We start from the raw sequence: 12,786 nt of genomic DNA, 5'->3' as shown, positions 1-12,786 counted from the left end.
AACGTGTTCGTACCCGGCTATATCGGCTGCTTATTGCAGAATATCAAGGGTCTTGAGCAACATGCTACGCGATGACTGGATCACATTGAGGTTTGCCTCGTAGGACCGCTGTGCTTCGCGCATATCCATCATTTCGACCAGCGTTTCGACATTCGGGGTCTGGACATAACCCTGATCGTTGGCCGCCGGATGGCTTGGTTCGTACTTCATACCAAAATCAGAGCGGTCCGGCATCACCTTATTGACCTTGACCATTTCCACACCGACTTCGCGGTCCATAACGTTCTTGAACGTCAGGAGCTTGCGGCGATACGGATCCTGATTGGGCGCGGTCGGCAAGCTGTCTGCGTTGGCAACGTTTTCTGCCGCAATCCGAAGACGGGTCCCCTGCGCGCGCATGCCGGCAGCAGAGATTTTAAAAGCCTTGTAGAGTTCCATGGTTTCTTACTCTCTGATTACCGGTTAGCGGCCAAGTGCCGAAATGAACATTGTTTTCTGTTTGGCGTACAAACGGGTCATGGTCTGATAATCGACCTGGTTCTCGTTCATCTTGACCATCTGTTCTTCAAGGATGACGGCGTTTTTGCCCGGTGCGACTTCGTAGTTCTTGCGCACTTCCTCGTCCTTGAAGTTCTGCGGTTTGTTAAGACCCTGACTATGGCCCGGCGTAGTCGCCTGCATCGCAAGGATGAACTGGCGGTCGCGGCCGATATTTTTCGGGTCGAATTCCTTGAGATCGTTGGCGCGGTAGTTTGGCGTATCGGAGTTGGCAATATTCTGCGCGATGACTTCCTGACGCTGTGTCAGCCAGTCCATCTTCTCCTTGAGATTGGCGAACATGCCAAGTTTGCCGATATCCATTTCCTGCTCCTTGTCTGCGCGTCGTTCAGTATTGAGTGCGCGGGTAAAGCCGAAGTTAACGTGACGCCCTGATCGGGCCGGGATTTTCCGAAAGGCCGTTTTTGCCGCCCCGTTAAATCCTGCCAACACAAATGCACGTTGTGTGCCAAAACCAAAAACAGCGTTGAATTCACCCAAGAATAGTTCTAATCACTGCGAGTACTAGACCCCGCCTATGAAACCGGGCATATTGGGCTCATCTGACGAATTAAGTTTGTCACCTATCTATCGAAACCGGGACACTGCATGCTCTATCTCACACGAAAAGTTGGCGACTCCGTTGTCATTGATGACAATATTGAAGTCACCGTCGTTGAGGTGCGTGGCAAAACCGTGAAGCTTGGCTTCACCTTCCCCGAAGATGTTCAGGTCCTGCGCCGCGAACTCTATGACCGCATTCAGGAAGAAAACCGTTCTGCAGCTGTCAGCGAGGACCTTATTCGTCACCTTGGCAATGTCGACCCGTCTGACAAAGCCGCTTCCAAGAAAAAAGCCGATGCTGAGTCGACCGAAAGCTCCAGCGACGACTAGCACCCTTGCGCCGGTCACTCAGAGTTCGGACCGGTAACAAATCCCGACAATTTGTCCTACCATCAACAGCATGCCGGCCTAGTGGCCAGTATGGTTTTGCCTGTATTGCCGATCTGATGATCACAAGATTTGGGTCGACATTCAGGTCGACAACGTTTTGTTGACCATCTTGGGTCTATGGTCGACGCTGTTAGCGGTGCCGGCCACTGGCAAAAATGGCAAACCGTCCTGAATTGAAGGACCGTATGAGCGGGAAAAAGCCGACCTATGACATTACCGACACACCGGCGAGCAAGACAGAAGACCTTGCCGCACCGGGGGCGCCTGACCAAAAGGCGGTCGCGCTAAGGTACAAGCATGGGCGGGACAATGCCCCGACACTGAGTGCCAAAGGCGAAGGCAGCGTTGCGGAACAGATATTGCAGGTCGCCTTTGCCAACGGGATCAAGGTCCGCAAGGACAGTGATCTTGCCGAGATTTTGATGGCTGTGGACGTTGAAAGTGAAATACCGCTTGAAGCCTTTGCAGCCGTCGCCGAGATATTGAACTATATATACCGGATCAATCGCATTTATGGCGGTCCGTCGCGCAGCCAGTCCGATCCAGAAGATCAGATCCTGGCAACACCAACAGATGACGTAAACGGGGAAGGCCCATCATGAGCCCAGAGCAATACAAGCCCGATCAGTTCAAAAACGACCTGAAGCGCGTCCTGTCATTGATCCGCACCGGACAACGATATCTCGAAGACGGCAAGGTCGTTGAACTGTCAGCCCTTGAAAGCCGCATTGCCGACCTGTGCGAACAGGCCCGCACCCTTGCCCCGGAGCAACGCCAGGAAGTCGCGCCGCTGCTTGCATCACTGACCGAGGAACTGGGGCAATTCGAAACCCGGATGCAGCAGGAATACAGTGACATTCAGCGCCAGCTTCGTGGCATCAGCAACACCGCGCAGGCAACAAATGCCTATGCACAGGCTGCACGCACCAAATAGCAAAGCCCCCTAAGGCGCTGTTTTGAAAACGGCTATCGTAAAGGCGGGGTTTGGATGTCATCTTGCTTGGCCTTGCACGGCACGGTAAACAAGGACATGAAGACGGTGATCGCAAGTGCGATGGTAATGCTGCCAACAGATGATCACGGGTTGTTGACGGGGAAAGCTGCCTGATGGAACTAAGCGCCTATTTCCGGTTTGTTGCCGCCCTGCTTTTTGTGCTGGGGATTATTGGCGTGTTTGCCCTTTTGGCGCGGCGATTTGTTCCGGGCGCGCGCAACATCAATCGCCGTGGCGTGAAAAGACGCCTGTCGGTCGTCGAAGTCGTTCCTGTCGACACCAAACGCCGTCTGGTTTTACTCAGACGCGACGATACCGAACATCTTGTCATGCTTGGACCACATGGCGACACCGTGGTCGAACGCAATATCGGCACCCATTTCAGCGAAATACTTGGCAATCAGACCCCGTCAGACGAGACCCTGTCGCCTGAAACCACCGAAATTGCCATTGATGCCACAAAAGACGCTGCTCCGACTGACAGGAATACGCCTGCATGAACCGTGATATCCCATCAGCCCGCACCGAGGATGAAAAACCGGCAAAAGCCGGGTGGCGTGCGCCGCGCTGGCTAACCCTGTGTGCGATCTGGTCACTGATCCCGATGATTGCCATTTTGGCGGGCGGCGACACGGTTCAGGCGCAGTCTTTCAATTTTGATCTGGGTGACGGTCCGGGCGTGACATCATCTGGCCGCCTTATTCAGCTGATCGGCCTGATCACGGTTCTGAGTATTGCGCCGGCCATCCTTATGATGGTGACGTCCTTTACCCGTATCATCGTGGTGCTCAGCCTGCTGCGAACTGCACTTGGTATTCAGCAGTCACCACCGAACCAGGTCCTGATCAGTCTGGCGATGTTCCTGACCCTGTTTATCATGATGCCAACCCTTGAACGGGTTTGGGACGAGGGCCTGGAACCGATGATCAACGGCAATATTGACGAATTCGAAGGGTTCGAACGCTCCGTCCAGCCGGTACATGACTTCATGATGACCCAGGTGCGCGAACGCGACCTTCAGCTTTTCGTCAATCTGGCTGGTATTGAGGAAGTCACCGCGCCCGAGGATATCCCGCTGCGTTCCCTGATCCCGGCCTTCATGATCAGTGAACTGCGCCGCGCGTTCGAGATCGGCTTTTTGCTGTTCATCCCGTTCCTGATCATCGACATGGTGGTTGCCAGTATCCTGATGTCGATGGGCATGATGATGCTGCCGCCGGTTATTATTTCCCTGCCATTCAAACTGATCTTCTTTGTGATGGTCGATGGCTGGTATCTGATCGCCGGATCGCTGGTCGAGAGTTTCGGTGGGTAGGCCGGCGGGCCGAAAACGTTCCATTCCAGACGAACAAAAAACAGCTCATCTTAGCGTTCGAGATGATCGCGCAGTCGATAATACCAGATCGCCATCGTGGCATAGGCACGGTGCAGATCATGGGCAAATAACGGTTTGATGTCGCTAAAACGCAGCGGCAGCGGCATATCCGGTCTCAGAAGGTTATCGGCAATTGCCTTGCCCAGTGACGTCGACAGGGCCACGCCGCGCCCGTTATAGCCAACCGCCATGGTCATATTCTCCAGCGGTCGGTGCAGATGCGGGAAATGGTCATAGGTCATGGCAAGCGTGCCCGACCAGCAAAATTCAATCGGCACAGATTTGACCTGCGGGTAATAGGCATGCAGCTCCGAGATAATTTCCCTGAAAGCATCACGGCCAACCGGATCAGCAAACGTCCCGCGTCCGCCCATCATCAACCGCCCACCCGGTCCAATCCGAAAATAATTACCAATGCGCCGACTGTCCGAAACAGGCGTTTTGTTTGGTAGAACAGTGGCAAGTTGTTCCGCGCCAAGCGGGGCGGTCGCAACCTGGAAACTGTTTGCCGGAATCAGGCTTCTGCGCAATTTCGGGAACAGGTCACCGGAATACCCGTTTGTTGCGACTACCACATGGTCACTTCTGATCGTTGCCATGCCCTCGGCAATCTTGCCATGCCATTTTCCGGAAATGCAGTTCATGCTGCGAACTGGCGCGGGGGCAAACACCTGACACCCCGCCGCCTGCGCAGCACGGGTCAAACCACGGATGTATTTAAGCGAATGAAGTTGACCTGCGCGGTTATCAAGCCAGCCACCAACAAGGCGTTTACTGCCTGAAATCGCCTGAACTTCAGCCGCATCAAGCATGCCTACATCCGCGCCGCGCGATTGCCATTCCCGCATACGGGTTTCAAGCAAGTCAAGGTGATCACGCTTGATCGTGCCCTGTATCCAGCCACTTGGCGTGGCGTCGCAATCGATATTGTGTTCCGCGATCAGATCAAATGTGGTTTTGGCGGTATTCCCCGCAAACTCGGTCGAGAACGCACCATAGAGCCGGTCAATCGTTTCGGGGTCATGTTTCAACCCGGGAATAACCTGCCCGCCATTTCGGCCCGAGGCCCCGAACCCCGGCCGCACAGCATCGACTACAATGACCGATGCGCCACCCTTGGCCAGTCGAAGCGCACAGGACATGCCCGTAAAGCCAGCGCCAACAATCATGACATCGCAATCATATTCGCCTTCGGGCTTTTCGGTCTTGGGGGCGTCATTGGCAGTCGCCTCCCACAGCGATGTCAGTTCATCTTTCATGCGGACCTCGGTGGCAGGGCATTTCGCCTCAAGACCAGAATACGTGAAGTAACAGTTTGATTTAAAACCCTAACTCAAGTTCCAATTATATCAATACATTCCGTTGAGCTGATCGGTCCAACACCGCAACAGCACAGCCAACAATATCTGACAGGACAAATAAAAAAGCCGCCTGCATTGCATGGCGGCTTTTGGTCTTCCCTAGACCTGGGCATTGATGCCCCACAGATATCCGGTTTAGCCTTTTTGGCGACCGGATTTAAAAACATCCTGTTCAAGCGGCTTGAGGCCAAAACTGCCCCGACGCGGACCGGGATTTTCGGTCACATATTTCTCGGCCACCTGGCGTTCCCTTTCGCTCATGCGGGCGTAAATCGCCCCCATTTCACGCTGCGCCTGACTGTCTTCTGTCGGTGCGGACATTTTCAGCCAGTAATAGGCAAGAACATTGTCCTGTTCGACACCGCTGCCAATCGCATAGAGGCGTCCAAGTGCTGCCTGACCGTTTGCTGACCCTTTGCGGGCCGCGCGTTCATACCAGGTCGCCGCACGTACCATATCAACAGGCACGCCAAGACCGTGTTCGTACATCACACCGATCAGATGATATCCGCCCGGATGACTGAGCTCCGCCAGATCCATCGCCAGATCAAGCGCATTGGCATAATCCGGTTCGCGATGTGGCACACCGAAAATTTGGATCTGGGTCATCTGATATTTCGCAGATGCATCCCCCTGATCTACCGCATGGCTCAACATCTTCCAGCCGCGATTAAACAATTTCAGATCAGAAGAATGGCAGAAATACATCGCAAGATTGGCCTGCGCATAGGCGTCCCCCTCGCTCGCGGCGAGTTCAAACCAGCTGATGCTTTCGGCAATATTGCGTTCTGCGCCCAACCCGACACCCAGCGCGTAGCCAAGGGCTGATGCCGCTTCGACACTACCGGCGCGTGCTGCGCGCATGTTGAATTCAAATGACTTGGATGGATCGCGACGCACCCCGCGCCCTTCAAGATAAAGGTACGCCAGAACACTGGCAGCGGACGGGTCGTTCAGTTCGCTTGCGCGTTCGAAATAGGACACAGCCTTTTCGTCATCCTGTGGCACGCCCCATCCGTTGAGATAACAGACACCAAGGTTATAGAGGGCCGCGACCGATCCGAATTCGATTGCTTCTTCAAACCAGTGTGCAGCGGTTTCGGCATTTTCCTGAACGCCAAGCCCCTTGGCATAGAGATATCCAAGATTGTTGGCCGATACCGGGCCGCCAGCGGTGGCTTCTTCGTTAAACCAATAGGCCGCCTCGCGGTACCATTGCTGACCTTCACCAAGGTCTTCGGCAACGCCGAGTCCCTTGCTGCGCATATATCCATAGCAAACAGCAGCAAACGCACGGCTTTGGCGGTGAATCTGGTCAAGGATACGGCGGGTCGCGGATTCGTCACGCGGCATCCCGTCGCCCTGATAGTGTTTTTGGGCAAGCGAAAGCTGGGCAAAAATGTCCTTTTCGACATTTGCCTCATCGTAATAGACCATTTTAAGTGCACGATCCATCACAGCTCTACACTCATTACCGTTCAAAAAATCCAACAGAATCATAGCGCTCACACCCGCAAAGGGCGAATTCGGCACCACGATATATTTATTGAACGTTAATTTATAGCACTAAGCTGAGACTTTTCCAACTGGTCTCGATAGGTTGCAAGGAAACCTTGGAAGTCTTCTACTTCGTCAACCCGATCCGCAAGGGTGCGATAATCAATCAACCCCTGGGTCGGCGATGATGTAATCAGGCTGAATGCCTCTGCATACGGGCTTTGGGCCATGACCTCGCCGTAGCGGCGCTTGAGCATGTTAAGCGTCCGTTCCTGACCGGCCATTGCCAGATTGACCGCCCAGTTGAGCATGTAGCGTCCGCGCTCGTCAGAGATCCCGTCCTCGTCAAACGGCTCTTCGCCCACCAGACGCTGGAATGTCTCGGCTGCGGACATGTAATCACGGGTGCTGCGATAATGATCAATCCGCAGCAGTTCCGCATTACGTGAATAGTCACCCTCAAGCGATGCAACGGCCTCGGCACCGCGGTCCGTATCAAGCAGTGCACGCGCGCGAAGATGGCGACGCTGCGTTGCAAGTTCTTCGGAAAGATCGGGTACTTCCGTTTCCTCGATAACGCGAATGGTGTCTTCGGGCTTGCTATCCAGAAGATAAACCAGCGCCAATCGCGCCCCGACCCGGGCTTTTTCAACACCGGACAGGCGGAAGTCTACCTGATGTTCCAGAAGATCCTCGGCACGCTCGAAAAGTTCGACATCGACCATCCGGTCGGCAAGGCGACGGATCAGTTCATCGCCCTTTTCACCGGCGGGCGTCAATTCGCGGAATTCGTCATACAGCGCAACGGCCTTGATCGCCGAGATGTTGTTAATCTCGTCACCCAGATACAGATTTTCGAAGGTTTCATGCATCATGTCGGTTGCTTCTTTGGCCACCGGCATATTGGGGAAGAAGATCGCCACCTGTCGCAGCGTATTCAGCCCTTCACGAAAATCCTTGTTCTCGATCTGCAGTTCGCCAATGCGCTTGAGCAAAGCCATCTCGAATGCATCACCGCGCCAGGCAAATCGAAGCTTTTGAAGCTGCTCAATCGCATCTTCGACCGTCAGACGTTCCAGACGCATCAAAAGTTCTGTTCGATCAAAGATTGCATGGGCGCGCGCCTTGCGGTTCTCGCCCTCGGCAACCTGATCCCAGGTCGCGACCGCTTGCTCCAGCTCGCCCGCCTCTTCCTCAAAGACCCCCTTGAGGTACTGGATATCCATTATCTTGCTTTCGGACAGTCCCGGCGTCACCAGCATCTTCTCGATCATGTCCATACCCGCTTCCGGGTTGCCGACAATAAGCGCCTGCTCGGTTGCAATCGGCACGATGCGCGACAACAGTTCCGGCGGGTAGTAGTCAAGAATATGAACGCTTTCCAAAAGATCGCGCGCACCTTCGTTCGGGCGACCGCGCGCGGCAAGTGTCACCGCGCGCCACAACTGCATTTCGGGGATTTCACGCAAACGTTCGTCTTCAAGCAGGCGTTCGGCTTCCTGGTAATCGCGGTTCAGAAACTTTACCGCCGCCTTGAGCGCCCGGAATTGCAGGCGCTGTGCGATCAATGGATCATCGTGTTCCATTGTCGAAATGACAGCATCGGCTTCTGGGCCCAGTCCATTGGCCAGATAGTACTGCGCCAGGTCCAGACGGGCCTTGTTGCGATGTTCGTCACCGCTATCAGCAATACCCTGACGAAGATCGCGGATCGTCCTGTTGTAGTTATCAAGCCCGCCACGACGCCATTCTTCGAGCTCAAAAATCAGTCCTTCGCGGCCATCGCCGGTTCCTGCCCGCACGCCAGTTGCCGATGCCAACAAACGCGCCCCTTCTGGCGAGATGTTCAAACCATCTTCGGCCGTGACGATCACACCCCGACCGTCATCACGCCCCGCGACCTGAACGCTGTCATTCATCGGGGCAACAACAACACCCTGAACAGATGGCAAAACCTCAAATTCGGGATAGCGCAAAGAAACCTCGATGCCATACCCGCTTTGGGTTGTTGTGGTGACACGCAACGTGTCACCGACCTCTGGATCATCAATCGGGATAATCGGCCCAACATCATCCAGCGGCACGATCAGGCGTGCGCGGGTTTGCTCATCAAGTTCAATTGACGGGCCCAGCTTCTCAACCGGCTGCATTATCCCCTGCTGCATGGTGACACGCCAGTCACCGGCATCAGTTTGGGTCGTGTAAAGGCCGATACCCGGTGGGATCGTCATGCGCACGATCGTGGCATAGGGGCTTTCGACCTGTTCAACCACCCCGATGATCTGGGCAGCTTCTTGCCGCACAGTATCAAGGTTGAGATTGGCTCGGACATCAAAGGCCAGCCACAAGAACCCTGCGCGCGACCAGACAGCGGCACCGCCCGGCTGCCCGAACGGGAAACCAAGCGAAAGTTCCGTCGCAGTCTGTTCGACCGTGACCACAAGATCGCCAATGCTTTCGCGCTCGACTGGTGCCTGCCCGTTTGTACGAACGGTGTTTTCCGCGTTCTGGGCCGCCTGCGCCAGCGCTTCTGGCGAATTCGGGTCAAGTTCCGCGCCCTCGGCATTAACCGCGGCATCGCCAGAGTCTTCGGCGCTGCCATTTGCGGGGGTGTCGTCGGATTGGGCTGCGGTTTCAGTCGCGGGTGCCGCAGGTGCAGGTGGTGTCGGGGCGGTTGTTGCTGGATCCGTGGTTCCTGCGGTGCGGTTTTGCGCTTGGGTCGTTGCCGGTGCACGCTGCACCCCCATGATATCGACCACCACTTTGTTACCGGACCGGAAATGGCGCAATTGCCGTGCCGGTGTGGTTTCGATAGCCACATCAAGCGGGTTGGTGCCATCCTGACGCACCCGTACACCTTGAGGCAGGCGACGGGAAACATCTGTTGCATCAATCCGGGCAGGCGCACCAAAGGCAATGGTTTGTGATCCTTGTGCACCTTCAAGCGCATAGTCAGTCAGGCTCGGCCAATCAAAAACCAGTCGATAGAATGTCGGGTGACGCCCGACGCGGACATCAAGTTCGGGCAGTGTCGCACCGTCATCAGCGACTGTCTCAACCGGCGTCGTTGGGGCCGGGGTTATTTCAGGGGTCTGATTCTGATCCTGCTGTGCGGGGCGCACAGGCGGCGTCGGGACCGATGCCGGTGGAGGTGTCGGTTCAGCTTCGGGCTTATCGAGAATATCAAGCACCACGTTGCTGCCAACGTTGAAGGCGCGGACCTCGTAGTCATCGCTCAAGACAAAGGCGATAGTCCGCCCGTCAGGATCAAAGAAAGCATCGGAAACATAGCGCGAAACGGGCGCAAGAACGCCACGCAAAGAGGCAACCAACCGCTCATCGAAACGCACAACCAACTGATCGCCGATAATTTCGGCGGTGTAATTGACCGGTTCGTTCCATTGCAGAACAATTCGTCCATAACCGTTATGAAGCCCAGAGCGAATAATAACAGGGTCCGCCACCTGGGCTATTGCAGGGCGCATACCGCTTAAGGGCAAAACCATTGCCGTGGTGGTCGCAACAACAACCGCCAGCAGGATGCGCACGGCAAGTTTCGCCATACTTACGTGCCTCCGATCCCGCTTCCCCCATGAGGCTCGATTACAATGTCGACCCGGCGCGCCATCTCAAATCGCGCCTCCTCATCCAACAATTTGGGAAGCTGGTCGTATCTTGATGCCGCAAATCCGTAAATATTTATGTAATCTGTGTAACCAGATTGCTTTAACTCGTTGGCAACTGAACCGGCACGGGCAAGGGAAAGCTCCCAGTTGGATGCATATTGCCCACGACCACTTAGCGGACGCGGGTCGGTATGCCCCTGAACACCAATACGGTTGCCGATATTTCGCAACACCCCGCCCAGCACAAACAAAGCCTGCCTTGCCTTTGGCGTCATTTCCGAGCTTCCAGCAAAAAACAAAAGATCACCCGGCAGTGAAATCACCAGCTTGTCAGCTTCGCGCGACATCCGGGCATCCCCCAGAACCGCGTTGTCATCAATGGCGTCATCGATCACGGCGCTCAGATAATCAAGGTTCATCGCCGGTTTACGATAGACACGCGGGATGTTCATATTTGCCATCGGCTCGTCGGTATCTTCGACCGGCGAGGGTTTGATAGACTGCGACAAGGCGTCGACCACCTCGTCCCAACGGTCGATCTTGACCTTGGACATAGCAAACAACATCACAAAGAATGTCAGCAGCAGCGAAATCAAGTCCGCGAGACTGAGCATCCAGGGCGGCGGCCCCTTGTGTTCTTCCTTGCGCGGTGCGTCGTCGCTCATCCGCCACCTCCCGATGCTTGCGGCCCAAGCGGGATTGGCTGGGAAATGGCTGGCTGGCCAGTGCCCGTTGCCGGCGGAATCATGAACTGCTGAGGTGCAATTGCGCCGGTTTGCCCGGAACTTCCCCCACCGTTGCCATCCGTGCCCGGTGATGTGGCGTCAGGCGTTACATCAGGCGTATTACCATTCCCGTTGCGCTCGATGGGTTCTGGCGGTTCCTTGGGTCCGAAATTCCAGAAGAACCGGAACGTCACGATGAACGGGTCAGCGCCCGGGTCAATGCCCACAAAGAAATGGTCTTCCGGGGCGCCAACATCAATCAGCTCACGCGCAAACGATCCTGCCTGCGCGATCTGAAGGTTGTTTTCGATCTGGATCGTGCCCTTGTCTTCGATCTGGCTACCCATCACCATTTCCATCTCGTAGGAGGCATAGCCTTCTTCATCTGCGAGCACTTCGGCAAGCTGACGCATGAAGTCGGCCTGACGTTCGCGGACCAGGATGGAGTTGGTATCAAACAGCTGATCGACATGCATGATAACTTCCATCAGCTTGCCCGGCTGAATGACTTCAACCCGGACCACCTTGATGGCAGTTTCAAAAAGATGTCCCAGCTTGTCCTGGGTTTCCTGCGCAGAGACCGTTGGCCCTTCAATCGAGGTCACGGTCTGCAGACTGGTCGTCGGCGGGAGAATGGCCGCGAATGCCGAGGAAAGGCTTTCCTGCACTTCACGGGTTTTGACCTCTTCAAAGGTCGAGATGGTGTTCAGCAGAATAAAGAAGGCAAGCAGAAGAAGATAGAGGGCCAGAAACAACGCCACGGCCCCGTTCGCCGGGGGGGATGGTGGTGTTGGTCCGTCTTCCTCTATCTCCGCCATGATAACGCCACTTAGTTAAACATCGCGTCGATGTCGGCCTGCGTTACGCCTTTTCCTTCAAGCTGCGGACCGTTCAGCAAGGCATCCTCGCCTTCGGCTTCTTTTTTCTGACGCGGATTAGCCGCTGCGTATTTGGCAATCTCGTCGCCAAATGCCGTGACCAGCCCTTCAACACGTTCTTCGATGGATTTCAGGGCCTTGATCACTTTGGTCGTGCGCTGCCCGGTAATATCCTGGAAGTTACAGGCCTCGTAAACGCGCATGGTTGCACCCGTCACGATTTCTGCCTGTTCCGGCGGCAAGGTTGTCGCGAACTCCTCAAGCGCGTCCATGGCATCAAGGATTTCGTGGGTTGCCCCCGCCGTCGCATCGACAATTGCGTCGAGCTCGTCGGTTGCGTTGGGGATATATTCAGCCTTGATGTCATCCGGACGGAGCGAGGCAATCTCCGACTTCATCTTGCGGATGATCCCCGACAGTTCGTCAAGCTCGCCAAACAGCCGTTGCTGGTCCTCGGACGGCTTGTCGCCCATGAAGCGCGAAAGCTGATCCATCAGCTCTGACAATTGCTCAACCTTAAGGTCATCACCATCAAGGCGCGCCCGAAGATCATTCAACAATTGCCGTAGTTCGTCCTTGGACGCCTTAGACATAGCGGTATCGCGGGACAAAAGCCCCGCGCTCCTGATCAGAAATCACCAATGACAGTCTTCATCTTGCCCTTCAACGTCTCTGCGTTGAACGGCTTCACGATGTAGTTGGAAACGCCTGCCTTTTTCGCCATGACAACGTTTTCGGTCTTGGCTTCAGCGGTGATCATAATGAAGGGCATATCCTTCAGTTTGGCGTCTGCGCGCACTTCTTTCAGAAGCTGGAGACCGGTCATCGGCTCCATGTTC

14 protein-coding genes are annotated in these 12,786 nt (G+C 55.3%); 5 read left to right on the top strand and 9 right to left on the bottom strand.

Annotated elements, in window-relative coordinates; translation table 11 throughout:
• Positions 1-30 precede the first annotated feature (30 nt).
• Together flgC and B2R48_RS10905 are read right to left on the bottom strand one after the other, a co-directional pair.
• On the bottom strand, positions 31-438 hold the full coding sequence (flgC, locus tag B2R48_RS10910; protein ID WP_033068901.1) for a flagellar basal body rod protein FlgC: 408 nt from the start codon (positions 436-438) through the stop codon (positions 31-33).
• A gap of 24 nt (positions 439-462) precedes the next feature.
• Positions 463-1,038 (bottom strand): flagellar basal body protein, encoded by a 576-nt coding sequence (locus B2R48_RS10905; protein WP_297000127.1) that lies wholly within the window; start codon positions 1,036-1,038, stop codon positions 463-465.
• 108 nt (positions 1,039-1,146) lie between these two features.
• Here B2R48_RS10905 and csrA point away from each other — a divergent pair, with 108 nt between their 5' ends.
• The 5 genes from csrA (at position 1,147) to fliP (ending at position 3,800) form a co-directional block, all read left to right on the top strand.
• Entirely contained in the window at positions 1,147-1,431 is a 285-nt protein-coding gene (gene csrA, locus B2R48_RS10900) for a carbon storage regulator CsrA (RefSeq protein WP_062955485.1), read from the top strand.
• A gap of 215 nt (positions 1,432-1,646) precedes the next feature.
• A complete protein-coding gene (locus tag B2R48_RS10895) occupies positions 1,647-2,093 on the top strand; it encodes an EscU/YscU/HrcU family type III secretion system export apparatus switch protein (protein ID WP_414716185.1) in 447 nt (148 codons plus the stop codon).
• Positions 2,090-2,425, top strand: coding sequence for a hypothetical protein (locus tag B2R48_RS10890; protein ID WP_062955484.1), 336 nt, complete (start codon positions 2,090-2,092; stop codon positions 2,423-2,425). Before B2R48_RS10895 ends, B2R48_RS10890 begins: the two co-directional genes overlap by 4 nt.
• A 173-nt stretch (positions 2,426-2,598) precedes the next feature.
• Positions 2,599-2,985: a FliO/MopB family protein gene (locus B2R48_RS10885; RefSeq protein WP_249742172.1), complete on the top strand. Its 387-nt coding sequence runs from the start codon at positions 2,599-2,601 to the stop codon at positions 2,983-2,985.
• On the top strand, positions 2,982-3,800 hold the full coding sequence (fliP, locus tag B2R48_RS10880; protein ID WP_181838561.1) for a flagellar type III secretion system pore protein FliP: 819 nt from the start codon (positions 2,982-2,984) through the stop codon (positions 3,798-3,800). Before B2R48_RS10885 ends, fliP begins: the two co-directional genes overlap by 4 nt.
• A gap of 50 nt (positions 3,801-3,850) precedes the next feature.
• On the opposite strand, the gene B2R48_RS10875 is transcribed toward fliP, so the two are convergent.
• The 7 genes from B2R48_RS10875 to B2R48_RS10845 all read right to left on the bottom strand — a co-directional run.
• Positions 3,851-5,119: an NAD(P)/FAD-dependent oxidoreductase gene (locus B2R48_RS10875; protein WP_297000118.1), complete on the bottom strand. Its 1,269-nt coding sequence runs from the start codon at positions 5,117-5,119 to the stop codon at positions 3,851-3,853.
• A 237-nt stretch (positions 5,120-5,356) separates the two neighbouring features.
• On the bottom strand, positions 5,357-6,676 hold the full coding sequence (locus B2R48_RS10870) for a tetratricopeptide repeat protein (RefSeq protein ID WP_297000115.1): 1,320 nt from the start codon (positions 6,674-6,676) through the stop codon (positions 5,357-5,359).
• A gap of 98 nt (positions 6,677-6,774) precedes the next feature.
• Complete coding sequence (locus B2R48_RS10865) at positions 6,775-10,281, bottom strand: tetratricopeptide repeat protein (protein WP_297000112.1); 3,507 nt, start codon at positions 10,279-10,281, stop codon at positions 6,775-6,777.
• Between the two features lie 2 nt (positions 10,282-10,283).
• On the bottom strand, positions 10,284-11,009 hold the full coding sequence (locus B2R48_RS10860) for an OmpA/MotB family protein (protein WP_062955479.1): 726 nt from the start codon (positions 11,007-11,009) through the stop codon (positions 10,284-10,286).
• The gene (locus tag B2R48_RS10855) at positions 11,006-11,887 is read right to left on the bottom strand and encodes a flagellar motor protein MotB (protein ID WP_297000109.1); all 882 of its coding nucleotides are present in this window, start codon (positions 11,885-11,887) and stop codon (positions 11,006-11,008) included. The genes B2R48_RS10860 and B2R48_RS10855 overlap by 4 nt, the downstream gene beginning before the upstream one ends.
• Before the next feature lie 11 nt (positions 11,888-11,898).
• A complete protein-coding gene (locus B2R48_RS10850) occupies positions 11,899-12,540 on the bottom strand; it encodes a protein phosphatase CheZ (RefSeq protein WP_062955478.1) in 642 nt (213 codons plus the stop codon).
• A 35-nt stretch (positions 12,541-12,575) separates the two neighbouring features.
• Positions 12,576-12,786: response regulator (locus B2R48_RS10845; RefSeq protein WP_297000102.1), on the bottom strand; the 211-nt coding region annotated here is incomplete at its 5' end.

It is taken from the genome of Thalassospira sp. UBA848, assembly GCF_002295455.1.
GTDB lineage: Bacteria > Pseudomonadota > Alphaproteobacteria > Rhodospirillales > Thalassospiraceae > Thalassospira.
This window is presented reverse-complemented; position numbering and strand designations above follow the sequence as displayed.